24 protein-coding genes are annotated in these 26,060 nt (G+C 46.2%); 21 read left to right on the top strand and 3 right to left on the bottom strand.

The features are described from left to right. Positions 1–261: 261 nt before the first annotated feature. The gene (locus SOI44_RS05685; protein ID WP_331348257.1) at positions 262–705 is read right to left on the bottom strand and encodes an SH3 domain-containing protein; all 444 of its coding nucleotides are present in this window, start codon (positions 703–705) and stop codon (positions 262–264) included. 19 nt (positions 706–724) lie between these two features. Beyond that, positions 725–1,669, bottom strand: coding sequence for a diacylglycerol/lipid kinase family protein (locus SOI44_RS05680; protein WP_331348256.1), 945 nt, complete (start codon positions 1,667–1,669; stop codon positions 725–727). 363 nt (positions 1,670–2,032) lie between these two features. Here SOI44_RS05680 and SOI44_RS05675 point away from each other — a divergent pair, with 363 nt between their 5' ends. The 6 genes from SOI44_RS05675 (at position 2,033) to SOI44_RS05650 (ending at position 9,601) form a co-directional block, all read left to right on the top strand. Then, the gene (locus SOI44_RS05675) at positions 2,033–3,976 is read left to right on the top strand and encodes an LCP family protein (RefSeq protein WP_331348255.1); all 1,944 of its coding nucleotides are present in this window, start codon (positions 2,033–2,035) and stop codon (positions 3,974–3,976) included. Between the two features lie 22 nt (positions 3,977–3,998). Continuing rightward, positions 3,999–5,651, top strand: a complete 1,653-nt coding sequence (locus SOI44_RS05670; protein WP_331348254.1) for an LCP family glycopolymer transferase — start codon at positions 3,999–4,001, stop codon at positions 5,649–5,651. Positions 5,652–5,719: 68 nt separating this feature from the next. Then, positions 5,720–6,508, top strand: a complete 789-nt coding sequence (gene srtB / locus SOI44_RS05665) for a class B sortase (RefSeq protein ID WP_331348253.1) — start codon at positions 5,720–5,722, stop codon at positions 6,506–6,508. Positions 6,509–6,560: 52 nt separating this feature from the next. Then, on the top strand, positions 6,561–7,226 hold the full coding sequence (locus SOI44_RS05660) for an acyltransferase (protein ID WP_331348252.1): 666 nt from the start codon (positions 6,561–6,563) through the stop codon (positions 7,224–7,226). A 79-nt stretch (positions 7,227–7,305) separates the two neighbouring features. Next, complete coding sequence (locus SOI44_RS05655; RefSeq protein ID WP_331348251.1) at positions 7,306–7,905, top strand: L-threonylcarbamoyladenylate synthase; 600 nt, start codon at positions 7,306–7,308, stop codon at positions 7,903–7,905. Between the two features lie 91 nt (positions 7,906–7,996). After that, on the top strand, positions 7,997–9,601 hold the full coding sequence (locus tag SOI44_RS05650; protein WP_331348250.1) for an LTA synthase family protein: 1,605 nt from the start codon (positions 7,997–7,999) through the stop codon (positions 9,599–9,601). Positions 9,602–9,630: 29 nt separating this feature from the next. On the opposite strand, the gene SOI44_RS05645 is transcribed toward SOI44_RS05650, so the two are convergent. After that, positions 9,631–10,746, bottom strand: a complete 1,116-nt coding sequence (locus tag SOI44_RS05645) for a glycosyltransferase (RefSeq protein WP_331348249.1) — start codon at positions 10,744–10,746, stop codon at positions 9,631–9,633. 59 nt (positions 10,747–10,805) lie between these two features. Here SOI44_RS05645 and SOI44_RS05640 point away from each other — a divergent pair, with 59 nt between their 5' ends. From SOI44_RS05640 to SOI44_RS05570, 15 genes are all read left to right on the top strand, one after another. Further along, positions 10,806–12,203: a WG repeat-containing protein gene (locus SOI44_RS05640; RefSeq protein WP_331348248.1), complete on the top strand. Its 1,398-nt coding sequence runs from the start codon at positions 10,806–10,808 to the stop codon at positions 12,201–12,203. Further along, complete coding sequence (locus tag SOI44_RS05635; protein ID WP_331348247.1) at positions 12,193–12,954, top strand: alpha/beta hydrolase; 762 nt, start codon at positions 12,193–12,195, stop codon at positions 12,952–12,954. The genes SOI44_RS05640 and SOI44_RS05635 overlap by 11 nt, the downstream gene beginning before the upstream one ends. A gap of 93 nt (positions 12,955–13,047) precedes the next feature. After that, complete coding sequence (upp, locus tag SOI44_RS05630) at positions 13,048–13,668, top strand: uracil phosphoribosyltransferase (RefSeq protein WP_108775234.1); 621 nt, start codon at positions 13,048–13,050, stop codon at positions 13,666–13,668. Next, the gene (locus SOI44_RS05625) at positions 13,668–13,865 is read left to right on the top strand and encodes a DUF1146 domain-containing protein (protein ID WP_331348246.1); all 198 of its coding nucleotides are present in this window, start codon (positions 13,668–13,670) and stop codon (positions 13,863–13,865) included. Before upp ends, SOI44_RS05625 begins: the two co-directional genes overlap by 1 nt. 49 nt (positions 13,866–13,914) lie before the next feature. Further along, positions 13,915–14,475: a hypothetical protein gene (locus SOI44_RS05620; protein WP_331348245.1), complete on the top strand. Its 561-nt coding sequence runs from the start codon at positions 13,915–13,917 to the stop codon at positions 14,473–14,475. Further along, positions 14,442–15,674 carry a tRNA lysidine(34) synthetase TilS gene (gene tilS / locus SOI44_RS05615; RefSeq protein WP_331348244.1) on the top strand — a complete coding sequence of 411 codons (1,233 nt, stop codon included), beginning with the start codon at positions 14,442–14,444 and terminating at the stop codon, positions 15,672–15,674. Before SOI44_RS05620 ends, tilS begins: the two co-directional genes overlap by 34 nt. Before the next feature lie 48 nt (positions 15,675–15,722). After that, the gene (locus SOI44_RS05610; protein WP_331348243.1) at positions 15,723–15,869 is read left to right on the top strand and encodes a hypothetical protein; all 147 of its coding nucleotides are present in this window, start codon (positions 15,723–15,725) and stop codon (positions 15,867–15,869) included. A 121-nt stretch (positions 15,870–15,990) separates the two neighbouring features. Continuing rightward, a complete protein-coding gene (hpt, locus tag SOI44_RS05605; RefSeq protein ID WP_331348242.1) occupies positions 15,991–16,548 on the top strand; it encodes a hypoxanthine phosphoribosyltransferase in 558 nt (185 codons plus the stop codon). A 2-nt stretch (positions 16,549–16,550) separates the two neighbouring features. Continuing rightward, positions 16,551–18,431 carry an ATP-dependent zinc metalloprotease FtsH gene (gene ftsH / locus SOI44_RS05600; protein ID WP_331348241.1) on the top strand — a complete coding sequence of 627 codons (1,881 nt, stop codon included), beginning with the start codon at positions 16,551–16,553 and terminating at the stop codon, positions 18,429–18,431. 525 nt (positions 18,432–18,956) lie between these two features. After that, positions 18,957–20,492, top strand: coding sequence for a sulfatase-like hydrolase/transferase (locus tag SOI44_RS05595; RefSeq protein WP_331348240.1), 1,536 nt, complete (start codon positions 18,957–18,959; stop codon positions 20,490–20,492). Between the two features lie 250 nt (positions 20,493–20,742). Next, positions 20,743–21,117 carry a hypothetical protein gene (locus SOI44_RS05590; RefSeq protein WP_331348239.1) on the top strand — a complete coding sequence of 125 codons (375 nt, stop codon included), beginning with the start codon at positions 20,743–20,745 and terminating at the stop codon, positions 21,115–21,117. Next, entirely contained in the window at positions 21,117–22,853 is a 1,737-nt protein-coding gene (locus SOI44_RS05585; protein WP_331348238.1) for a glycoside hydrolase family 2 protein, read from the top strand. The genes SOI44_RS05590 and SOI44_RS05585 overlap by 1 nt, the downstream gene beginning before the upstream one ends. Next, complete coding sequence (gene hslO / locus SOI44_RS05580) at positions 22,850–23,749, top strand: Hsp33 family molecular chaperone HslO (protein WP_331348237.1); 900 nt, start codon at positions 22,850–22,852, stop codon at positions 23,747–23,749. The genes SOI44_RS05585 and hslO overlap by 4 nt, the downstream gene beginning before the upstream one ends. Continuing rightward, positions 23,722–24,705 (top strand): tRNA dihydrouridine synthase DusB, encoded by a 984-nt coding sequence (gene dusB, locus SOI44_RS05575; RefSeq protein ID WP_331348236.1) that lies wholly within the window; start codon positions 23,722–23,724, stop codon positions 24,703–24,705. Before hslO ends, dusB begins: the two co-directional genes overlap by 28 nt. Beyond that, positions 24,702–26,054, top strand: a complete 1,353-nt coding sequence (locus tag SOI44_RS05570; RefSeq protein WP_331348235.1) for a sodium-dependent transporter — start codon at positions 24,702–24,704, stop codon at positions 26,052–26,054. Before dusB ends, SOI44_RS05570 begins: the two co-directional genes overlap by 4 nt. Positions 26,055–26,060 lie beyond the last annotated feature (6 nt).

The following is a 26,060-nucleotide window of genomic DNA, read 5'->3' as shown; positions in this document are numbered from 1 at the left end:
TCAAGCAGAAGAAAGAAGCAGAGACCAAGGCAGTAGCACAAGCATTCCAGGAGAGTGGAAAGACAGCCGAAGAAGTGATTGCCTGGATAAAAAACACGAAATAGAAAGACAGCCGTTGGGTAAGCAAGCTCAACGGCTGTAAGCATTCAAGGGATAATATTTCTGGAAGTTAAGATTTAATAACCAGGAGTAATTAGGTTATTGAACTTAATCAAAAACAAGATCAACAAATTGCGTTTGATCTTGCTTCTTGAAGAATTGTTAATTTGATGTGTATGTCAGCCAATTGCCGCCATCTGGTACCCATTCATTTTCTGCAATGCGATACCATGTATAACCTCCGCTGGTTGTTTTCTCATATACTTTGTAGGATGAATATGCCTGTGCGGTTGTAACAAGTTCACCTGTTGTTGAAGGTGTGCTGCGGACATTGATTTCAGAAGAACCAATTGTGATGGTTCCAATGACTGTATTTGCAGATACACTTGGCGTAGGCGTTGGTGTTGGCGTTGCGGTAGGTGCCGTTGTTGATGTGGCAGATGCGGAAGCGGTTGCTTCTGCATTTGCTTTTGTTGTGCCATTCATCAGAACGCGAAAGACCTTGGTACCTGCAAATAGCAGCACGGCAGTCAATACAGCATACATCAGGATCGTTTTGATCACGTTCAGAGCCGCAGATCCTGTTTTCTTGTTTTCTTTCTTCATAGTCACCTCGGGATTGCCATCATTGTACACTCTGACTGCCCTGTTTTGAATCCTTTGCAATCAGAATTGATACAGCTTTATTGAGACATTGAATGTCTGCACTGGTATTTGGTGTTCCTTTTTCACCATCCAGAGTCCATGCAGTTTCGCTGTCAAAGCTGAATTTGATGTGGTCTGTTTTAAATACAGTGACGTAATTATCATCCGTATTCCCAGATGTAAGTTTTGACAGGATGCGGTTGATATCAATTAAGTTGTTGGGCTGCCTGATGAGAATGACTTCAAACTGTCCGTCATCTAATTCTGCGCTTTGAACAAGCGGTGATTGTACGCCGGCAATAGAGTTCGTATTGGCAACGGCACCAAAGATATAGTCACCTTCATCTGCAATGCCATCATGTTCAAACTTAACATGGGTATGGTAGGCAAGCCCTTCCGGGATACTGGCAATTGCATTCAGTGTATATGCGGCATATCCCAGTGTGTTTTTCCATTTCTGCGAGGTGTCATAGCTGACTCTGGTAAAGGCACCAAATGCGGCAATGTAATTAAAGTATTCCTCGTTGATTCTGCCAACATCATAGGCAAATGGAATGCCATTGGCGATGGCATCACATTGTTCCTGCAGTGTCAGACTTCTGCCATTATTAATGCTTCTGGAGAAGTCATTCGTGCTTCCAGTAGGAATATATCCGATTGGAGCATGGATTTTGTTTATTATTACCTGGCTGACAACATGATTTAATGTGCCATCACCGCCGCAGCAGGCAATGACATCATAGTTGTCATTCAGACTGGTCAGTATGTTTTCACAAACCAATCCCTGGTGAGGAATGATAGGGTAAACTGTGACAATACAGTTTTCTTTTGAAAGCAGCCGGATCATTTCAAAAAGGTCATTCACAGCAGAATTGGTGCCGGATGTCCCATTGGCTAGCAATAATACTTTCTTCTTCTCTGGCATAAAAACCTCGTATCCGTCACTATTATAAAGACCTTTTTACATTATCGTTACAACAGTTCCGGTGTTTTGCATGTGATTTTCAAATGCGGCAGAATTGTGGGAAATTGTTTAAGAATCCACCGGCTGTTTTGTGACAGTGCAGGCATGTGCTAAAATACCCAAGAATGTGTTTCGTCCATAGGGAGAGTCTCTCCTTGATTTGAAAGATATTTGGAAGCACATCGAAAAAAATGAAGCAACTATCAGGATGACTCTGCTAATAGATGCCACGGTATGAAAAATGACCACTGCTAAGATGTTCACAGAACATTCAACTATATGTTGTATACTGAATAAAGATTTTGGCTCAAACAGGAGGGACAGATGAAGAAGAACGAAAGCTCTGAGGAGAATACAGAAAAGATTGATGTGTCTGAGATCAGATCTAAGAATCGTAAATCCAAAAAGAAAAAGTATCTGAACCCCATACTGTTCTGGTTTATTGCCTATATTGCGGCAATTGTTTTTGTGTCCATTTTCGACAATATGCCAATGTTCCCTCGCAAATGGACATGGTATGCACTTGCTGTATTGACCATAATACTTGTTGCTTTGTATCTTTTTACAAAGTGGAAAAAGTCATCACGTATTCTGATGCGGGTGATCAACCTTGCCCTGGCATGCGCTCTGGCTATTTTATCCTGCCTGATGCCAATCTATAAGGCAAAGGTATCAAATGTAATTAACGATCAGAATGTAGAAAATTACATTATGATGAATCTTTATGTAATGTCAGATTCTTATAAAGAATCACATTCTGATCTTTTTACAGATACGACAAGTTTTTCTCAAAAAAAGGATGAGTTAAAAGATCTCGAGCAGTATTCTGATTCAACATTCATTACTACATTGTCAATTGATCAGGATAATCAGCGCAATGCTCTGAATGAAGTAAAGAATCTTTTGGATAAACAGGATTTGAATGTAACTGACAAGGATTCTTTGACAGACGCAGTATCTGCCTTGTACAGCAATGAGGCGCAGGTATTGATTCTGAATCAGAATTACGTCAGCATGATTACTGATACTGAAGAATATGCATCCTTTTCAAGTGATACAAGGGTTCTGTATACCATCAAGATCGCCAGTGATGTAAGTGTGGCAACTTCAGATACGGAGCTCACAACGCAGCCATTCTCAATTTTCTTTGCTGGAAATGATCAGGAAGGTGAACTATCTCTAACCGGAAGAACGGATGTGGTTATGATTGTGACAGTCAATCCAACCAGCCATCAGATTCTCATTTCTTCCTTCCCACGTGATTCCTTTGTACCAAACCCAGCATACAATAATCAACCAGATAAACTTACCCATCTTGGTTTGTCTGGTCTGCAGAATACGATGACGGAGCTTTCAAGCTTACTTGGTACGCCGATCAATAATTATGTTCTTGTTAATTTCACAACATTTAGAACGATTATTGATGCTTTAGGCGGTATAGATGTGGATAATCCATTTGCTTTTGACAGCGATCAGTTTGGTCCACATTATGAGTTTGCTGAAGGAACCATTCATCTTGATAGTGTATACGCATTAGCATATGCCAGAGAAAGATATCACTTGCCGAATGGTGATTTTGATCGAAATATGCATCAGCAGTTGATCATGAAAGCTATCATTTCCAAATTGACAAGTTCAGCTGTCATTACAAAATTTGATTCACTGTTAACGGCGTTAAAGGGAACATTCCTGACTAACCTAACGGATTCTTCTATTTATGCTCTCTGCCAGAAGCAGTTGGATGAGAACATTAGTTGGAATATAGTGAATTATCATATTGAAGGTACGACAGGTACATCCGTCTGTGCTTCAGCAGGTTCAACACCATTATCAATCGTTTTACCGTATGCCAACCAGATCTCCTTTGTCAGTAGTGAAATTGACAAAGTTGAAGCAGGTGAAACGATTACCCAGCAGGATCTTCCTGATGGCTCTGGTGTGCTCGTAGAACCAGTAGGCAGTTCAAGTACTGTATCTAACAGTAATGAATATTACGAAGAAAATCAGAATACAAACCAGAATCAGTATCCGGAACAGCAGGTTCCACAGCAGAATACAAATACTAATAGTAGTAGCGGCAATGCTTCCAATGACCAGCCAGCTGCGACACCTGATCAGAATAATGAAGTTGTTCCGACAAACGAGCCTGTTACGCCTTCTGACAATGGTTCTGCGAATAATGGGGATAACAGTGGCAATAATGGAGGCTCGGAATCTGACTCCGGTAATGCTTCAGGGGCAGGAACAGATGGCAGTACGGCAGGCTGATCAGAAGTAAGCAGGAGAGAAAATGTCTAAACGCAAAAAGAAAAAGAGAGTTCTGAGTGCCAGATTCGTATGGCTGTTTGTGCTGATCAGTGCCGCAGTCTTTGCGCTTATTATCTTTGGCCTTGCGTTTTTGCCAGATGATTGGAAGCTGATGGCACTGATTGTGATTGCTGCTATTGTGTTCCTCACTGGCATACTTTCGTATGCTTTTCAAAAAAGCAGGTTCATTAAAACCATTGACGTGATTTTGATTATTGCATTAGTTGCGGCAGATGTATTGGTGCCTCACTACGAATCATTGGTAGACAATCTGTTTGAAAATGTCATTGGCAATAAGACAACAGTCCGCCTGTATGTGATGAATGAGGATTATCGATCTGCACATCCGGAGTATTTCTCTGACAGTTCGGTTTCGACCAGTCTCAGTGATTATGGATCTGCTTCCTTTGCAACGTGTCTGTCTTCAGATAAATCAAATCAGAGCTATGCATTACAACAGGTGGAAAGCCAATTGGGCAATGTTGATACAGTGGATTGTTCCAGTGTGACGCAGGAGGCAGAATATCTGTATACAGCTCAGGCAGATGTGATGGTGCTGTCAGATGCTTATGTGTCTATGATTACAGACCAGGATATCTATGCCAATTTTAAGAATGAAACGACGGTCATTGCTTCTTATACAATTGCATCAAGTACCGCTAGCAGTACGGAAAAAAATGCTTTGACTGAGCACTCGTTCACGATATTTATTGGGGGAAATGATCAGGAAGGTGAGCTATATACAGAAGGCAGAACAGATGTCGACATGATACTAACGGTAAATCCAACGACGCATCAGATTGCGATTGTTTCTATGCCGCGGGATTCCTATATTCCTAATCCTGCTTATGGAACGAATGCCTATGATAAGCTGACGCATCTTGGCTTGAGTGGAATACAGAATACACTGGATGGATTAAATTCTTACATGGGACTTGGCGATACGTTAAGCCACTATGTGATCGTAAATTTCACGACATTCCGTACGATTATTGATGCATTGGATGGTGTAGATGTTGATAACCCATTTGCTTTTGACAGCGATCAGTTCGGGCCGCATTATGAGTTCTCTGAAGGCACAATTCACCTTGATGGTGAATATGCCTTGGCATATGCCAGAGAGAGATATCATTTACCAAATGGTGATTTTGATCGTAACATGCACCAGCAGCTATTAATGAAAGCAATCATTGAAAAACTGACAAGTGCTTCGGTTGTTGTGCATTTGGAGAGTCTTTTGAAATCGCTGGATGGTCAGTTCCTCACTGATCTTTCAGGTGATTCCATCTATGCTTTTGCCAAGATGCAGCTGAGTGAGAATATCAGCTGGAATATTGTAAACTATCATGTGCTTGGTGAGACAGGATCCAGTCCATGTGCATCGGCTGGCGGTGAGTATCTCTCTGTTGTATATCCATATGACAATCAGGTTGAATTTGTGGCACAAGTGATTCAGGATGTGATTAATGGATCTACGGTTGAACAGCAGGATCTTCCGGATGGATCGTATGACAATAGTTCCAGTTCGGGTACTGATTCCTATTCATCCGGATCAGATGGCTACTATGGTTCAGATAGTAATTCTTCCTATGACTTCAATTACAATTATGCGGAAATGGGGAGCGGCGGCTATTAGCCGCATTGGGGGGCAGATCTAACAAGGTCTGTCCTTTTATGTGATAGAATACGGCTCAGAGGTTACCTATGGCAAAGAAGAAAAAGAAATTAACAAAATCCGGGCGGATTTTTCTGGATATCGTACTGGTGGTATCACTTTGTGTGGCCGCGTTCTCAGGATGGAAAATCTATTCTGAGCTGCATCAGTACAAAGCCAATGATCAGAAGTATGAGGATCTGCGCCAGGCTGTAACGGTTGCTACACCGACCCCTTCCGCTTCTGCCTCTGCTGATACATCGTTGGTTACCGATAATATTGACTGGAGTGCTCTGCAAGCAATCAATTCTGATGTGGCAGGCTGGATCCGGCAGCCGGATACGCCAATTGACTATCCGGTGGTATATGGCTCTGATAACAGCTATTACTTGCGCCATACACTGGATGGGGAATACAGTATCTTTGGCACTATCTTTGTAGACTATCAGAATAACCGTGGCTTTGTCGATAAGAATACGGTGATTTTTGGCCATCACTTCTCCCATTATGATGATACGATGCTTACCACTCTGGATTACTACAATGACCAGTCCTACTATGATGCCCATCCATATCTGGAGTTTTTAACACCGGATACAGATTATCTGCTGTATCCGATTGCCGGTGTTGTCAAGCAGGGCTCTGATGCCTATGTGCGTACATCGTTTGCGGATGATGATGACTATGCGGCTTATGTGCAGAATTTCATTAATAACAGTACCTTTCAGTCAACCCAGACTTTTTCGCCTTCTGATCAGACGGTACTGATCAGTTCCTGCTCGGATCTGGTACAGGATGGCAGGTATGCACTGCTCTGCAAGCTGGTAAAGGCAGATTGACATCATTCAGGCCCCGGTATATAAACTGATAGTTGTGGGGAGGATAATATCCATGTATACAATTCAGGAAATGTATGATCTGGATCACACAATCGCAAAGGAATATCTGCAGCAGTTTACTTATCCGTGGGAAGCTCTGGCTGGCATCAAGGAATTGATTCTCAAGCTTGGTCCGACTCTGGATAAAAGTGAATATACAGAAATCAGCCCGAATGTCTGGGTTGCTAAAAGTGCAAAGGTTTTTGACAGTGCCTATCTTGGGGCACCGTGCATTATCGGTCCGCGTACAGAAGTGCGCCACTGTGCCTTTATCAGAGGTTCTGCTCTGGTAGGTGCCGACTGTGTGGTTGGCAACAGTGTTGAGCTGAAGAATGTCATTCTGTTTGATCATGTACAGACACCGCATTACAACTATGTTGGTGATTCCATTCTTGGCTATTATGCCCACATGGGTGCCGGCTCGATCACCAGCAATGTGCGCTCTGACAAGAAACTTGTGATTGTCCATGATGGTGATCATCAGATTGAAACCGGCCTGAAGAAGTTTGGTGCTATGGTTGGCAATCATGTGGAAGTCGGCTGTAATGCGGTCCTGAATCCGGGCACTGTCATCGGCCCCAACAGCAATGTTTACCCTACATCATGTGTGCGCGGTGTTGTGCCGGCTAATTCAATCTATAAGAATAATGGAACAGTTGTAACAAAAGAAGACAGATGAAGAAAAAGGCAATGAAAGGCATCATGATTGTGCTTGTGGTATTACTGACAGCAAGCATGATCATGACGATGTTGATGTGATGAGAAGATATTCTGGTGATGAAATTGATGAAATGGCTGCGGTGCTGAAAGCAGATGGCGTTCTGTCGGTGCCGACGGATACGGTGTATGGCGTCTGTGCCCGCATGTTATCTCAAAAGGCACAGGACAATTTGCGCCATGTGAAAAACCGTCCCTTGACCAAGGCTTTTCCCATCATGTGCGCCGATCTTTCTCAGGTAGAAACGATCTGTGAAGTGGATGAAACAAGCCGTAAGATCATGCAGGCATTCATGCCGGGACCTTTGACGGTCATATTGAAAAAGAAGAAGGAAGTACCGTCCTTTGTCAATGGTGGCATGGATACTTTGGCGATTCGTCTTGCCACATCCAAAGAACTGGCAGCTCTGATCAAGGCAGTGGGAGAACCGCTGTATATGACCAGTGCCAACCAGTCCAGCCAGCCGGTATGCACAAATCTGGATGAGATTGAGCAGCAGTGTCCATTGCTTGATGGCATGATGGAGGGCAGTGTTTCCTTTGGACAGGCAAGTACGATTGTGGACTGTACAAAGAAAGATCTGCCGATTCTTCGTCAGGGGCCATTGACGAAAGATCAGATCTTATCTGTATTGAAGTAAGCTGGAAACCGCTTTTTTACTTTGTGTCTGGTTTGTCGTTTTGCATTTCTATGTGAACACAGGTATCATTTCGCATTGTAAAGGGTTTGCAATGCGGAAGAAAAAAGAAAAACAAATACATACTGATACGCATAAGGATACGAAGAAAGTGCCGCACAAGTGGAAGGTGATCCATGTGATCTGCCTTCTTCTTGTTTCCTTTGCGGTCATTGCGGCACTTCTTTCTTCCTGGGTGCTGCGTACATGGCAGAACCTGACCATGGATGAGCTGATGTATCAGCTGTCTGCACCAACGGAAGGCACCGGCGGCGGGATTGTGGAAAGTGCCATTATTCAGGCTGGCATTCCTTCTGCCTTGATCATTATTTTTTTCTGGCAGTTATTCCGTCATACAAGGAAGAAAGGCTTCTATAAAAAGCTTTTGATCATCTGCCTGGTATCTTCGGTGGCAGTGCTTTCCATCACGGATATTTATGTATGGAATATTCTGGCAATTGGTGACTATCTCAACTATCAGACCCATCCATCCACATTCATTGAAGACAATTATGTGGATCCGGATTCAGTTTCGATTACTTTTCCCGAAAAGAAACGCAATCTTGTGTTCATCTATCTGGAATCCATGGAAGTGACATATTCCGATCTGGCCGATGGCGGCGGGTTTGAAGAAGATGTGATACCGGAATTGACCCAGATTGCAGAGAATAATGAAGATTTCTCGGGATCCCAGTCCATTCTGAATGGTGCCTATGCTCTGCCATATACAACCTTTACCATGGGGGCGATGTTTGGCATGACATCCGGTCTTCCTTTGAAGAACAATCTGGAAAACAATGACATGATCACCCAGTCCAAGTTTTTTGCCAATACGACATGTCTTGGCGATATTCTGGAGAATGAGGGCTACCACAATGTGTTCATGCTTGGCTCCAATGCCTCCTTTGGCGGCCGTCGTCTGTACTTTATGGAACATGGGGACTATGACATCATGGATTACAACTATGCTTTGAATACCGGCATGATTCCCAGGGGCTACAAAGTATGGTGGGGTTATGAGGACAGCAAGCTGTTCTCGTTTGCCAAGGATGAACTCAATGCCTTGTCACAATCAGATGAACCGTTCAATCTGACTTTGTTAACGGTGGATACACATTTTGAAAATGGCTATGCCGAACCTGGCATTCCAACTCCCTTTGGTGACAATCAGTATGCCAATGTCATGGCCTATTCTTCCTATCAGGTTTCTGAATTTCTGTCCTGGATGCAGGAACAGCCATGGTATGACAATACAACGGTGATTCTCTGCGGTGATCATCCGACCATGGATTCGGATTTCTGTGATGATGTGGCTTCCACGTATCAGCGGCGTGCGTATGTGTCCTATATCAACAGTGCTGTTTCAACGGATAATACCGAATACCGTACGTACAGTACGCTGGATGCGCTTCCAACGACGCTGGCTGCTCTTGGCGCCACCATTGAGGGAGACAGGCTTGGGTTAGGCACCAACCTGTTCAGTGATACCCCAACCCTGCTGGAGGAATATGGACTCAAGGATGTGACCGAACAGATTGAGATGAAGAGTACCTTCATGGAGAAGCTGGCCGATATTGATTTTTCAAGTGAATCTTTGAAGGAACGGCAGTCATGGTCGCGTAAAGAGGATCATGGTACGACGGTGTACGATACCAATTGATGAAAGAAAGACAGTCCTGGGAATTCTCCTCAGGGCTGTTTTGCGTCTTTGTTGATGAGATCGATGTAGGTGAAATCACTTAGCTGTGAAAGATCGCCATGGTGCTGGCACATTTCTCTGTATCTCTGGGCGCATTCATAGTAGAGGTCATCGCTCATGAGTTTTCTGTATGTTTCGTATAAAGCAGCCATTTCAAGGTCTTCTTCATACAGATAGACGCCGAAGTGTCCTCTTGCGGCTGCCATGGCATTGTAGTTGCGCATGCAGGTGTGATCTGCTATCAGCATCTGCGGGATGCCATTGACCATGGCCTGGTTATAGAAGTAGTTATTGCCATCATGAATGATGGCAGAGCAGCCGTTGATCAGAGTGCTGTCAGGCTCCTTGATATAATGCAGGTTCTTGTAAGTGTGAGCAGGTACATCCTTGATCCAGATATAGACATAGTAGGGTGCACCTGCAAAGGCTTCTTCAATGACTTTTGCAATGGCCTTTGGCCGGCTGTGCAGATCACCAAGGTAAATACAGACACGGTTGGTTCTGGTCCTGCGGTGTTCTTCGATGTTCATGGAGCCAAGACGCGTGATACTGGCATCATTTGGGAAAGGAGAACTCTGCAGAGGTCCGAAGGCAATCCTGCGCACACTGTGGGCATATAATGTTTTCAGATCGAGTTCCTGCTCGGTCTGTAACTCAGTCAATGCCTGGTTGATGCCATGCATGCAGCGGCTGGGAAACCAGGCGTTGCGGTACATGGAAGGATGAACGATGGTCCAGCATGGTATGCCATTGAGCTTGGCAGCGATGTTGGCTGCGGGCCGGTTGATGGCAATAATGAGATCTGGATGAAAGTCAGATATGGCATCCTGAATGTCCTGGGTATCGGAAAGCACGGCATTTTTAGAGAGCAGTCCCTGGGAATACATCCATTCTTCATAGGAGCGGTTGTCTGCCATCCAGTTGAATAACGGATGACGGGGCAGATGGGCCGGGTAGACCCGCACCTGGCGGAAGGTGTTTTCGGGATCGGTACAGATGGCACATTCCATGCCGGCAGACAGAAAAACATCTGCCATGCTGCGGGCAAGGAAGTAGGGGGCATCTGCTTTGGGATGTACAATCAGGGGAACAATCAGTATTTTCATCGTGAAATAATGATACCATTTTTGCAAAGGGGCCGCGCTGTGGATGCGTGGAGTGAACTATGAAGAAGAAAAGAAATGATGATGAGCGTGATACGGAAGAGATTCCGGTAATAGAAGAAAAGCCAAAGAAGAAAAAAGGATATGCGGCGGCCATTGTGGTGCTGGTGATTGTGGTGGGGGCAGCTGGTGTCAGCGGCTATTTGTTCAAGAAGGTCAATACAGCTGCACCAAAACCGACTGCTTCTGCCGTTTCAACGGCAACTGCCTCCACTTCACCTTCTGCCAGTCCGTATTGGGTGGTGGAGCCGGGGATGGCTATGGATGATCTTTTGATTTTGACAACTTCCACGTATTCTGAAACAAGTGATACAAGTGCCTGGGAGAAAACAGGCATGCCGGTGAACTGGGATGATGGCATGAAGGATAGCTACAGTACGCCGTTTGTGGGAGTATCGGAATATGGGGCACTGGCGATCAAGGATCTGGATGGCAGTGATGTATTCAGTGCCAATGTGACGTTTGACAAGGATAAGATCAGCTATGATGCTATGGATCATACGTTTGTCTATACAGATGGCGATACCGTGTATCGGATTTCCCGTGATTTTTCAACTCTGTCTGCCTTTACACCGACATCTTCCAAATCACTGAAGGATCTAGGTTTTGTGATGCAGGATGGAAAGCTTGTGTATGTGGAACATGGCAAGGATGGCAAGACGGCTTCGATTGTCAGTGATAAAAGTTATGATGCCGCTGGCCATCGCTCGATTGTGCCGGTGGTGGATGATTCTTTTGCTATTACGGGATATCAGGTGCTGGATGAAAGTGGGAATGCATTGCCGGAAGGCCCCTCTGGCATGGTGGTGAAGGACAGCTTTGTCAATGGCTATTATGCAGTTGAGGAAAAGAGTCAGGACCCTTCTTCGCTCATGGCTGACAAGGATGGGCTGATGGCCATTGTCAAAGCGGACACAGGTGAAGCAATTACGTCTTATCTCTATCAGGATGTACTGTACTTTGAGGATGGGTATTGTCCGGTGAAGCGGGATGACAAGTGGGGTTTCATTGATGAAACAGGCAAAGAAGTCATTCCGTGTGAGTTTGATAATGTTTCCTATGTGGTCAATAGCCATGCCTATGTATGTCATGATGGTCAGTGGGGGATTTTGAATCTGGATGCCTTGAAAGGCAATGCGTTTGTGACAATGGACGATCTTTTCCCTGCAAAAGTGACAGAGAGTGTCAGCGGCACGGTGACGGTGCTGGCAGATAATCTCAATGTGCGGGAAAAACCTTCTTCTTCCGCAAATGCGGTGGATCTTGTGTATAAGGATGAAAGCTATCCGTTTGATGCCATGATGGAAAATGGCGGCTATACATGGTACAGGATCGGGGAGGACAGATGGATTGCGGATAAAGATGGCCAGTATCTGCAGGTAGAAAAGAATGAAGGATAAGAAAGATAGGAAAGAAAAAGGAAAGCATTCACTGCTGAAGATCATCCTTGCTGTTGTGCTGGTGATTGTGGCAGTGACAGGTATATCATTTGGCATTTATGTCTCAGATTATTACAAGCCGGATGAAACAGCGATGGCGATACTGGAGAATCAGGGTGATGTGTCGATCCTGCAGGATGACAAGGGAAATGATACGGTGCTGCCACAGAAACCAGGTGATACCGGGATCATCTTTTATCCTGGCGGCAAAGTGGATGAGCGTGCCTATCTGCCTTTGTTAAAGAAGTATGCCGAAAACGGGATTACATGCATTCTGGTGAAGATGCCGTTTCATCTGGCCGTGTTTGATATCAATGGGGCTGATGGCATCCAGGCAGAATATCCTTCGATCAAAAAGTGGTATCTGGCCGGGCATTCGTTAGGCGGTGCCATGGCAGCTGTATACATTGCCAAACATGTTTCAGAGTATCAGGGTTTGATTCTGTTAGGTGCCTACAGTACAAAGGATCTTTCTGACACGGATCTGAGGGTGGTGATGATCGATGGGGATCAGGATCAGATCATCCATCAGAAACAGGTTGAGAAAAACAAGGATCATTATCCCCAGGATACCTATACATTCATGATTTCCGGGGGCAATCACTGTCAGTTTGGCAGCTATGGACAGCAGAAAGGTGATGGTACTGCCACGATTTCTGCAGAACAACAGTGGCAGGAAACGGTGGATGATACGCTGTCTGTGATTTCCTGATTGTATGAATTAGGTAAGGGATTGCAAAATTGTGCGTTGAAATGTGCATCATTCTCAAATATCATTGTTCTGGAAAAAACAGGAGGCAAGAATATGCTGGAAGTATTGAATCATCCGCTGATTACACATAAGCTGACCCAGATGCGTAAAAAGGAGACCGGAACAAAGGATTTCCGTGAGAATCTGGATGAGATTGCCGAGCTGATGGCCTATGAGGTATGCCGTGATCTGCCGACAAGGCCGGTGAGCATTGAGACACCGATTGGTCCGACTACGGGTTTTGAGCTGAGCCGTGAGGTTGTGATTGTACCGATTCTGCGTGCTGGCATCGGCCTGCTGGATGGTATCCGCAGACTGGTTCCGACGGCCAAGGTTGGCTTTATTGGCATGTACCGTGATGAGGAGACTCTCAAGCCGCATGAGTACTTTGCCAAGTTCCCGTCCAATCTGGATGAGGCTATTGTGATGGTTGTGGATCCGATGCTGGCTACCGGCGGCAGTGCCGTGGATGCCATCAACGCAATCAAAAAGCGCGGTGCCAAGACCATCAAGCTTGTCAGTCTGGTTGGTGTACCCGAAGGTGTGCAGGCTGTCCAGCATGCCCATCCGGATGTTGACATCTACCTGGCTGCTCTGGATGACCATCTCAATGAGAAGGGCTACATCGTACCGGGTCTTGGTGATGCCGGTGACCGTATTTTCGGCACAAAGTAATGACACAGTTTCTGCTGCGCACTGCAGTTTATCTTGTCTGCTTTGTCATGGCATGGTATGCCATGTCCGGTGTGAACTTTGAGAAGTTTCTGAAACCGGGGCATGTGGGGCAGGCATGGATGCTGTATTTGTTCTGTGTGTGCGCACTGGCATATCTGGCTGGCAGTTTTCTGCTTGCTTTCATCTATTTACATTGAGGAATTGTCCCTTTCGAAGGCCATATAGTGGCAGAAAGGGACTTTTTCTATGAGTGAGAACAGTGAAAACATGCAGAACTATATGTACTACCGCAGCCGTGTCTATGAAGCTCTGATGCCGGATCATGCCAGAATGGCCATGATTTCAGAGCGCAATCATCTGGAGCGCTGCCAGCTGTCATCCAGTGAGAATCTGGGTATCCGCATCCGGCAGGGAGATATCTGTTATACCGACTTTGGCCAGGGGTATCTCTATGAGTGTGCTTTCCAGCATTTCGGCCTGGTGCTTTCCATCTATGGCTCAAAGGCACTGTTAGTGCCGATGACAAGCAATGCCCTGCAGTATCGCAATGCCTATGATCCACTTGATAATCCAAGCGGCAGGAAACACCTGATGCGGATCGGCCTGGTGCCGGGACTCAGAAAGAACTCTGTCTTGTTTTTGAATGATCTCAAGTATGTCAATACAGCCAGAGTCATTGATGTTATGGGCAGAATTGATCCGGGTTCTGATCTTTTCATTGAGATCCAGACAAGGATCCTGCGGCTGATCATGAGTGATGGTAGAATAACGACATGCTTGAAGCGTATCAGGGAAAACGATATGTAGTGGGTGTCTCCGGGGGCAGTGATTCCATGGCCCTGCTGGCCATGTGTGTGCAGGAAAAGCTTGAGGTGCTTGCGGCGTTTGTCAATTACCACCAGAGGAAACAGGCAGATGAAGAACAGGGCTATGTCACATCCTGGTGCAGCAGACATTCTGTGCCTCTTGCCATCCTGGATGATCCATTTGTCTATACCGGCAACTTTGAAGCAGCTGCCCGGGTATGGCGCTATGATTTCTTTGAGAAGCTTATCAAAGAAAGAAACTATGATGGCATTCTGGTGGCCCATCATCAGGACGATCTGCTGGAGACATGGCAAATGCAGAAGGAAAAGGGCATTGTGCCCCAGTATTATGGCTTGCCTGCTGTGTCACACTGGCATGGCATTCCGGTATACAGACCGCTATTGTCATATACCAAGCAGCAGCTGGAAGCGTACTGCCAGAAGAATCAGATCCGGTATTATGTGGATGAAACAAATCTGAGTGGAGAAAACCGGCGCAGTCAGATCCGACTTGAAAGAACATTTTCCAGACAGGAAAGAAAAGAGATTCTCAAAGAGATTGAAGATGCCAATGATCATCTGAAAAAGGTCAGAGAGGATGCCATGTCCTGCTTTGATCAGGACGGCATTGATCTTGATGTTTATCTGCAAAAAAGGGAAGAAGTCCGGCTGAGTGCCTTGCGGCAGTATCTGGATCCGGATAATCAATATGCCTGCAGTCAGAAATATCTGCAGGAAGTGGATGCGCTTTGTCATCATCGTGATATTTCTCTTAATTTTCATGGCAGCCTGATTGGTAAAGAAAACCAGCATATCTATCTGGTACCTGATATGGGTGATTATCAGGATATCTATGATCATGTGAGCTATGGCAGCCATGGCTGCTATGTGATTTCCTCTTCTGGCAGCAGTGTGGAAACTGTGACATTAACGAAAGATGATTTTCCATTAACAATCCGCAATGTGATGCCTGGCGATGTGATCTTGATGCGGTTTGGACATAAAGCAGTGCACCGTTTCTTTGTGGACAGGCATATTCCACGCGCTTTGCGCACTGGCTGGCCGGTGGTAATAAATGCAAAAGGAGATATCATCCTGGTGCCGGGACTTGGCTGTGATCTGCATCATTACAGCACTGCTCCTTCCATGTATGTTCATGCCTGCAGCCTGATGGAACTTGCCAGGAAGAATCATCATTGACAGAAATTGTAGAATCATACAATACTCTGTCTGCAACAGGGGTGGGGTATGAGTGAAAATGATGTTAGAAATCAGAAGAAAGATCGGATGAACAGGAAAGAATGGACTGATCTGACAGAGATTCTGGATCTTTTTACGGATGATTTTATGAATGAAGTGAGTGAGCTTCCTTTGGAAAGACGTGAAAATCTCTGATTTTTCTGACTGCTGTAAAGAAAATCTGCCTGATTGGTCTTAAGGTGTCAGCTAACAGAGGCAAACGATTGCTGAAAGGCTTCCATGCTGTGGTATCATATCTGACATGGAGGCATTTTCTATGTGGGAAAACAATGACATTGGAAAAGTGCTGGTCAGTGAAGAGCAGATTGAAAAACGTGCCGCAGAGCTTGGTAAGCAGATTACCGGGGATTATAAAGCAGTTGGCCGTGCTCCTTTGCTGGTAGCGCTGTTGCGTGGTTCAGTGCCGTTTCTGGCTGAGCTGATCCGCCATATTGACCTTGATATTCAGTATGACTTCATGGACGTCTCATCCTATGAAGGTACAGAATCCATCGGTGATATCAAGATCATTAAGGATCTTGATACTTCCATCAAGGGTGTGGATATTCTGCTGGTAGAGGATATTGTCGATACAGGCAGAACGATTGATACCGTTGTGAAAATGCTGAAACATAAAGGGGCTGCCAGTGTGAAGGTCGCAACTTTGCTGGATAAGCCTTCCCGCCGCATCAATGATATGAAAGCTGACTATGTCGGCTTTGAGGTGGCAGATGAGTTTGTAGTCGGCTTTGGCATGGACTACAACCAGAAGTACCGCTGTCTGCCTTATATCGGGGTGCTGAAGGATGAATGTTATGCTGGTAAGGAGCAGTAAGAATGCAACAGAAAAATGATGCTAACAAGTGGCTGCGGTTTCTGCCGTATGTCATTCTGATTGCCGCAGTGATTTCATTGTTCACAATGAATCCCGGCAGTTCCTCACAGGAGCTGGATTACAATACTCTGCAGGATGTGCTGGTAAACCAGGATGTGACCCAGGCATCTCTGTCCGTGGGCTCCAATGTGACAACCATCAAGGGTGTCTATGAGAGCAATGGCCAGAAGGTAGCCTTCAGCTCCAAAGTACCGAGCACTTCGGATGAGATTGCCAAGGTCATGACAGATCTCAGCGGTGCCAGAATTTCGGTGGTGGATGCGGATGCGTCCAATGCCTTCCTGGATACACTGCTGTCCTTCCTGCCGGTTGTGCTGATGTTTGGTGTGACCATCTGGATGGTCAACCGCATGGCCGGGGCTGGTTCTGCCAACAAGCAGGCCTTTGATTTCTCCAAGTCCCGTGCCCGTCTGGAAGGCAAAGTCAAGGTGCGCTTCTCAGATGTGGCTGGCTGTGATGAAGAAAAAGCAGAGATGGCCGAGATTATCGACTATCTGAAATATCCAAAGAAGTTTGAAAGAATGGGAGCCAGAATTCCGAAGGGCATTCTGCTTTCCGGACATCCTGGTACTGGTAAGACACTGCTTGCCAAGGCTGTGGCAGGTGAAGCCAATGTGCCGTTCTATTCCATTTCTGGTTCTGACTTTGTTGAGATGTTTGTCGGTGTTGGTGCCAGCCGTGTGCGTGATATGTTCAAGAAGGCCAAGGAAACAGCACCGTGCATTATCTTTATTGATGAGATTGATGCCGTAGGCAGACAGCGTGGCGCCGGTTTTGGCGGCGGCCATGATGAGCGTGAACAGACATTGAACCAGCTGCTGGTTGAGATGGATGGCATGGAAGACAATACAGGTGTTGTGGTCATTGCCGCAACAAACCGTCCGGATGTTCTTGATCCGGCCCTGCTGCGTGCCGGCCGTTTTGACCGTCAGATCACGGTTTCTCTGCCGGACCGCAAAGGCAGAACGGCCATTCTCAAGGTTCATGCCAGAAACAAGCACTTTGCCAAAGATATCGATCTGGATGCACTGGCCAAGCGTACACCTGGTTTCTCTGGTGCTGATCTGGAGAATGTGCTGAATGAATCTGCCATTCTGGCTGTGCGTGAAAATCTCAATGAGATTGGTATGAAGCAGATTGATGAAGCCATTGACCGTGTCATGATGGGACCTGCCAAGGTATCCCGTACGTATGATGAAAAGACCAAGAAGCTGGTTGCTTATCATGAGTCCGGCCATGCCATCGTTGGTTTGTATCTGGATGATGCCCAGGTTGTACAGAAAGTCACGATCATTCCGCGTGGTCAGGCAGGCGGCTATAACCTGATGACACCGAAGGAAGAAAAGATGATGAATACCAAGAATGATCTGCTGGCAACGATCACGTCCTATATGGGTGGCAGAGTTGCCGAAGAGCTGTTCTTTGATGATGTCACCACTGGTGCTTCCAATGATATTGAGCGTGCTACCAATATTGCCAAGGATATGGTTACTCTGTATGGTATGAGTGATCTTGGCCCGATCAAGTACAACTCTGGTTCTGAGAATGTCTTCCTGGGCCGTGATTACAACTCTCCGAACAATGTGTCCGGTCAGGTGGCATTTGAGATTGATGAGGAAGTACGTAAGATCGTCAATGAATGCCATGACAAGGCAAAGGAAGTCATCTCTGAACATAAGGATGAGCTGATCCGCATTGCCAATGCTCTGATGGAGTATGAGACACTGACAGCTGAGCAGATCCAGAAGGTTGTCAAGGGTGAGCCGATTGAGGATACCCCTGCAGACAAGCCTGCCGAGAAGCCGGCTGAAACAGCAGCGTAATTGATGTATCTATGAATCCGAAGGATGATCCTGTCCTTCGGATTTTTTGTGTCTTGCTTATTCTGTTGATGCGTCCAGCGGGTTCAATAATACATTGTGAGCTGACTGTCAAAAATTCTTCCTGATAAGTTTGAAACAGGTCATCCTGTTTAAATTAATGCTTGACATCATCATGCTTACATTTTTTAATATTTTTACTTTTTCTTAACATTGCGGAGGGGATGAGATGGAAATAGTGGAAGGAATGATCAGCTTGCTTTTTTCACCATTGATTTCTTTGAAAATCTGGCGGAACAGGCAGGATAAGAAAACATTGGATTTCAATGATCTGCTGAATTATGGGATTTTTGCTCTGTTGAATATGATTATTGCAAAATTTGTGTGCAAAGTGATACCGGTGCTGAATGGAATGCGTCCGTGGGATGGGGCATATGCAGTCATTGCTTTCATTGCAGCAGCCCTGCTTCCTTACGTTATTGAAGCAGTACAAAAGGCATTCCATGGAAATGTGGAGATCACGCGGAAATGAAGAAAGTGATTCGTGGTATACTTTTGACTGTTTTTTTCATCGTTCTGTTTGTTTTACTGACTGTCGATATTGCCGGGAATTATCTTCTGGACTGGTTTAATGAAAGATTCGGTGTTTCGTTCAGGGAAATCTTGTATACGATTCGCTCGCCGATGAAAGGCGCGGACAGTGATTTTCTGTGGGAAGCTGTGCACTACTGTCTGCCAGGCATTTTATTGGTGCTGGCACTGATCGTGATCATCCTTTTCTGGGATAGAGGCGTCATGCGCAAAGTAAAGACAGTTGTTTCCATCAATGTTTTTAATAAAGTGAACCTGCATCTTCATGTTAACCTGCTCAATCGGCTGTTGGCTATTGTACTGGCGGTTTGTATGCTCTGTTCTTTGTGGACGAGGGCAGATGCCAGTTTATCAGTGAAAGATTATGTTTCTTCGTTGAAAGACCAGACTACAATCTATGAAGATTATTATGTGAATCCGGATAACGTAAGTATAATTCCGACAAATGAGGAAAAGAAAAATCTGATTTACATTTATATGGAGAGCATGGAGACAACATATGCCTCCGAAGCGGCTGGCGGTCATCAGCCTGTCAATAATTACATTCCGAATCTAACACAGCTGGCAGATGATAATATCAATTTCTCGAACAGCAATCAACTGGGCGGCTGGCATACAGTAAACGGAACAGGTTGGACAATGGGGGCATTGTTTGGCACAACGTCAGGTATACCGTTTACCTTTCCGGTAGATGGGAACTCGATGAATGATCGTGAGAATTTTGCGTCTGGTTTGACTACGCTGGGCGATATATTAAATGCGCAAGGCTACAATCAGGAATTCTTATGCGGCTCAGATGCAACTTTTGCCGGGCGCGATGAATATTTTCAGCAGCATGGGAATTATGAGATTTTTGATTACTATACCGCGATTGAAAAAGGCTATATTCCAGAAGACTATTATGTCTGGTGGGGTTATGAAGATAAATACCTGTACCAGATTGCAAAAGATGAAGTGACCAGGCTTGCATCAGAAGATGAACCATTCAACCTTACTTTTCTTACGGTTGATACACATCACGTTGATGGATATGTTTGCGATCTCTGTCAGGATGAATATCCAGATCAGTTAGCAAATGTTGTGTCTTGTGCAGATCGGCAGGTCAAGGATTTTGTGGACTGGTGTATGGAACAGCCATTCTTTGAGAATACACAGATTATCATAACGGGTGATCATCCACGCATGGACAATGATCTCGTGGCAGATGTGGATTACTATGATCGTACAATTTATAACTGCTTTATCAGTAATGATGAGCCGACTGATGTAAACATGGAAAACCGGGAATTCAGCCCCCTGGATATGTTTCCAACAATTCTTTCCTTTCTTGGATTTGATATTGAAGGCGATAGATTGGGACTCGGCGTCAATCTCTTTTCTGATCAGAAAACTTTAATGGAAAAGATGGGATATGACCATCTTAATGCAGAGCTGTCGAAATATTCTGCATATTACATAGCACACTTCTCATGATGAAATGAAACTTCTGCCTTGATGAAAGCGTACTGGAAATTTCATTGCCTGGCGGAATGTGTGATCCTGAAATACGGGATAATGGTGATGAGTGGGTAAATATCTATCGGAGAAGCAGCCATACTGACAGTAATACTAACGGAAAGACTAACAGAAAGACTGGCACAAACACTGACAGAAAGAGGAGATCCTTTTGGCAATACGTGCTGGTCCCTCTGTCCTTTTTGTGTGATTTGCTATAATGGGTGGCATGGATAATCAGAGTGTGAAAACAAAAGTATTCAGTGTGCTTCTTGGCATTGGCACAGGCCTGGGCATGGCGGTGGTTGTGCTGTTTGGCATGATCCGTTCGGAGTATGCCTTCTGGACGCTGCCTTTTTTCCTGACAGTTGTGATTGGGATGATGCTGCCGGGGGTGCTGGATACCATCGATAAAAAGGGGATGATCCCCTGGCTGGCGGAGAGTGTGATGTGTGCTGTATCGTTTGTAATCTGTGTTGGTTACAGCTTTGCGGTAACTCGTTCTGTGGCAGCAAGCAATATGCAGGCACAGATTGTGCTGTATGCATTGATTGTGCATAGCTGTGCCCTCCTGCGTATCCTGATACAGAATAGAAAGAAGTGATGGGGATGGGTGTTTTAAGCAAGTGGGGAGAGGCACTGGATCTGAACCATCCGCTGCCAGAGTATCCCCGTCCGCAGTTTCGCCGCAAACAATGGCTGAATCTGAATGGCATGTGGGAATACCAGATTGTGCAGGGAAATGCCGAAACCATTCCCGATGGCTGGAAGTATATCTGTGTGCCGTTTGCCTTGGGCAGTGCCTTGAGCCAGACAGATGAGAATCTTTCTCCGGGTGAGACATTGTGGTACCGGCGCTATTTTGCCTGGAAACCGGATGAAGGCAGAGTGATGCTCAATTTTGAGGCAGTGGATCAGACATGCATCGTCTATGTCAATGGTGTTGAAGCTGGCCGGCACTTTGGCGGCTATGCTCCGTTTTCCCTTGATATCACCCATCTGATCAAATACCAGAATACGTTAATGGTCAGGGTGAAGGATGCCTCTGATCAGGGTGTGTGTGCCTTTGGCAAGCAGCGTCTCAATCCCAAGGGCATCTGGTATACACCAACAGCGGGTATCTGGGGCACTGTCTGGCTGGAACAGCTGCCTGTGCATGCGGTTGAAGATCTCAAGATCACACCGGACTTTGATCATCATCAGGTCTTTCTGGAACTGGCTGGTCCGTTCCATCAGGCCAGGATCATTGTGTCAGCCCGGGATGGCTCCTTTCATCATGAAGGATTGACAGAGGATGGCCATTACATCGTGCCGATGGATGACTTCCATGCCTGGCGGCCGGATGATCCGTTTCTGTATGATGTGGAGATTCTGACCGAGGATGATGATGTGCAGAGCTATTTCGGCATGCGATCTTTTACTTCCTGCCATGATGGCTCCGGCCATATCCGCTTTGCCTTGAATCATCAGCCCTTGTTTTTAAGCGGTCTGCTTGACCAGGGGTATTCCTGTGATGGCATGTATACGTATCCAAGTGAAGAGGCAATGAAGTACGAACTGTCTGCAGTGAAGGCAATGGGCTTCAATATGCTCCGCAAGCATGTCAAGCAGGAAAACAGACGCTGGTATTACCTTTGTGATACGATGGGAATCCTTGTCATGCAGGATATGCCCAATGGCGGCAATACGTTCTCTTTCTGGACCCACCAGGCTCTGCCAATGATTGGCATCCGCACGCTGAATGATGGCAATTACCGCCGCTTTGGCAGAGAGAGTGAAGACAGCCGGCAGATGTATATGCATGAACTGGATGAAATGCTGGATACACTGTATAACTGTGTATCGATCTTTGCATGGGTGCCCTTCAATGAAGGCTGGGGACAGTTTGACAGTTGTCAGGTGAGTGACCATATTGCGGACTATGACACGACCAGACTGATTGACAGTGCTTCGGGCTGGCATGATCAGGGCTGCGGGGATTTCAATAGCCGCCATGTGTATTTCCATGCCTTCCATGTGCCGCGTCTGGACGAGCGGATTCTGCTGTTATCGGAGTTTGGCGGCTATGCGTATCTTGAATATGGCCACAGCAATGCCGACAAGCTGTTTGGCTATAAGAAGTTCCGTGACAAGCGTGATCTTGATCTGGCTATCAATGCTTTGTATGAACATGATATTCTTGCCAATATTGATGATGGTCTTGCTGGCTGCATCTATACGCAGCTGAGTGATGTGGAGACCGAATGCAATGGTCTTTTGACGGCGGACCGCAAGGTGGTCAAGATCGATATGAAGAAAATGAAGAAGATGAATGAAAGAATGCAGAGGAAATTGTTATGATGCAGGATGAAATTGTAATAGCAGAGGCCCTGGATGGGCAGGTACGCATTCATGCGGCCAGAACGACGACCGTGTGTGAGCAGGCACGTGCCACGCACCATTGCATGCCGACCAGTGCTGCTGCATTGGGGCGTGTTTTAACAGTCACAGCGTTGATGGCCAGTGATCTTAAGGATCCCAAGGCAAAGATTACAAGTGTATTCAATGGCCATGGACCTGCGGGCACGGTACTGGCACAGGGGGATGGCGATGGCCATGTGCGCGGCTTTATCGGTGATCCTAATCTGTACCTGGTCAGAAAAGACGGCCATCTGGATGTAGGCAAAGCCATTGGAACCAATGGCACCTTAACCGTGATCAAGGATCTTGGCTTGAAAGAGCCTTTCTCCGGTGTGGTGAATTTACAGACAGGAGAAGTCGGTGATGATTATGCCTATTACTTTGCCTTGAGTGAACAGGTAAGAAGTGTGGTGGCAGTTGGCGTGCTTGTTGCCCCGGATAATACAGTCAAAGCAGGCGGCGGTATGATTTATCAGCTGATGCCGGAGGCCAGTGAGGAAGCGATCGAATATTGTGAGAAGGCCGCAAAGACCATGAAGCCAATGACCGAGATGGCAGACAGTGATCTGAGTGTAGAACAGATGATTTTTGCGGTATTCCCGGATGCGAAGATTCTGGAACATCAGCCGATTGCCTATTACTGCGGCTGCTCCAAGGAACATTACCGGGCTGCACTGGCGACGCTGCCTCTGAAGGATCTCAAGGAACTGGTGGCAGAGAACAAGCCGGCTGAGATTGTGTGCCAGTATTGTGGCAAAAAGTATGAATATGCGCCGGAAGAGCTGCAGAAGATTGTGGATGAGAAGGTATGTGGAACATCGGCAGGGTCGAAATAAGCAATCCGTTTGTGGCAGCTCCGCTGGCTGGCATTTCCAATCCTGTCTATCGACAGTTAAGCCATGACTTTGGCGCAGGTCTTGTTGTATCGGAGATGATCTCTGACAAGGCTCTGCACTATCACAATGCCAAGACATTTGATATGTGCCGCACTTCTGCTCATGAACATCCGGTATCATTACAGTTATTTGGATCGGATCCGGATACCATGGGCGAGGCTGCCAGATATCTCAGTGATCATACGGATTGCGACATCATTGATATCAATATGGGCTGTCCTGTCCACAAGGTGTTGAAATCTCATGCCGGATCCTGGCTGATGCAGGATGAAGATCTGGCGGCGGAAATCGTTAAAGCTGTCAAGAATAATACGGACAGACCCGTGACTGCCAAGATCCGGGCTGGCTATGACAGCAGCCATATCAATTGTGCTTCTTTTGCAAAGCGCCTGGAGGAAGCAGGTCTAGATGCCATTGCGGTGCATGGCCGCACCCGTTCGCAGATGTATCAGGGATCGGTGAATCTTGCATATATCCGCATGGTCAAAGAGGCAGTGTCGATTCCGGTGATTGGCAACGGGGATATCAAGACAGTGGAAGATGCGGACAGAATGCGGAAAGAGACGGGTTGTGATGCTGTCATGATCGGCCGTGGTTTATTGGGACGGCCGTACTTTCTGCAGGAACTGAATGCCCATGAAGAGGGCAGGCCATACAAGGAGCCATCCTATGAAGAGCGTTTGTCTTTGTGCATGCAGTATGCCAGGGATCTGTGTGATCTGGAAGGCATACATGATGGCATGCATATGATGCGGGGCATGGCGCCATGGTTTTTAACCGGCATGCCCTATGCGGCATCGTATAAGGCAAAGATGTCTTCCCTGGAAAATCTGCATGATCTTGAAGTGATATTATCTGACTATCGCAAGAAACTGGAAGAGGGGGAAGAATTGTGAAGAGAGATCAGTTTCAGTCCCGCCTTGGCTTTCTGCTTGTTTCGGCAGGCTGTGCCATTGGCATCGGCAATGTCTGGAAGTTTCCATTTGTAACAGGACAGAATGGCGGCGGTATCTTTGTGCTGTTCTACCTGCTGTTTCTGATTATTATGGGTATTCCGGTTCTGACCATGGAGCTGGCCATCGGCCGGGCTTCCCGGCAGTCTGCTGTCAAAGGCTACAAAACGCTGGAAAAACCGGGCTCAAAGTTTCATATCCATGGCTGGTTCTGTGCGATCGGCTGCTATCTGTTAATGATGTATTACACGACTGTCTCGGGATGGATGCTTGGCTACTTTTTTAAATTCCTGAGCGGCACCTTTACATCCGGCATGAGCAAGGATGCGGTATCCGGTGTCTTCAGTGCCATGCTGGCAAATCCCAAAGAGATGACGCTGTGGATGGCCATCACCGTCATTGCTGGTTTTCTGATTGTTGCCCAGGGCCTGCAGAATGGCCTGGAACGGATTTCCCGGGTGATGATGGTATCTCTGCTTGGTCTGATTGTCATTCTTGCCATTCATTCACTGACACTTCCCGGCGGCATGGCCGGTCTTAAGTTTTATCTTCTGCCATCCATGAAACGGGCTGAGGAAGCAGGCATTGGCAATGTCATCAATGCGGCCATGAACCAGTCGTTCTTCACACTGTCTCTTGGCATCGGTGCCATGGAAATCTTTGGTTCCTATATGAGCAAGGAGCGCACCCTGGCATCTGAGGCAGGCTGGATCTGCGTGCTGGATACGTTTGTGGCCATTGTTTCAGGACTGATCATTTTCCCGGCCTGCTCTGCCTTTGGCGTACAGGCAGATGCCGGTCCTTCTTTGATCTTCATCACACTGCCTAATGTATTTGTAAACATGACTTTTGGCAGACTGTGGGGTGCATTGTTCTTCCTGTTTATGTCCTTTGCGTCATTTTCAACTGTCATTGCCGTCTTTGAAAACCTCAATGCAACACTGACGGATAACTTTGGCATTCCGCGTAAGAAGGCATCTTTAATCAACCTGATTGTTGTTCTGCTGGCATCTATGCCCTGTGTGCTGGGCTTCAATGTCTGGTCAAACTTCACCATTGCCGGCAAAGGTGTGCTGGACATGGAAGATTTCCTTGTCTCCAATCTGTTTCTGCCGCTTGGTTCACTGGTGATGGTACTGTTTTGCTCCTATAAGTTTGGATGGGGCTTTGATAACTACCAGAAGGAAGCCAATACCGGCAAAGGGGTAAAGATTCCTTCTTTCCTGAAGTATTATTTCCGTTTTGGCCTGCCGGTACTTGTACTGGTAATCCTGATCAAGGGACTGATCTGAGATATA

The organism is Lactimicrobium sp., from assembly GCF_036453465.1.
Lineage (GTDB): Bacteria > Bacillota_I > Bacilli_A > Erysipelotrichales > Erysipelotrichaceae > Bulleidia.
The sequence above is the reverse complement of the archived record's forward strand: the minus strand, read 5'-3'. Positions and strand labels throughout refer to the sequence as shown.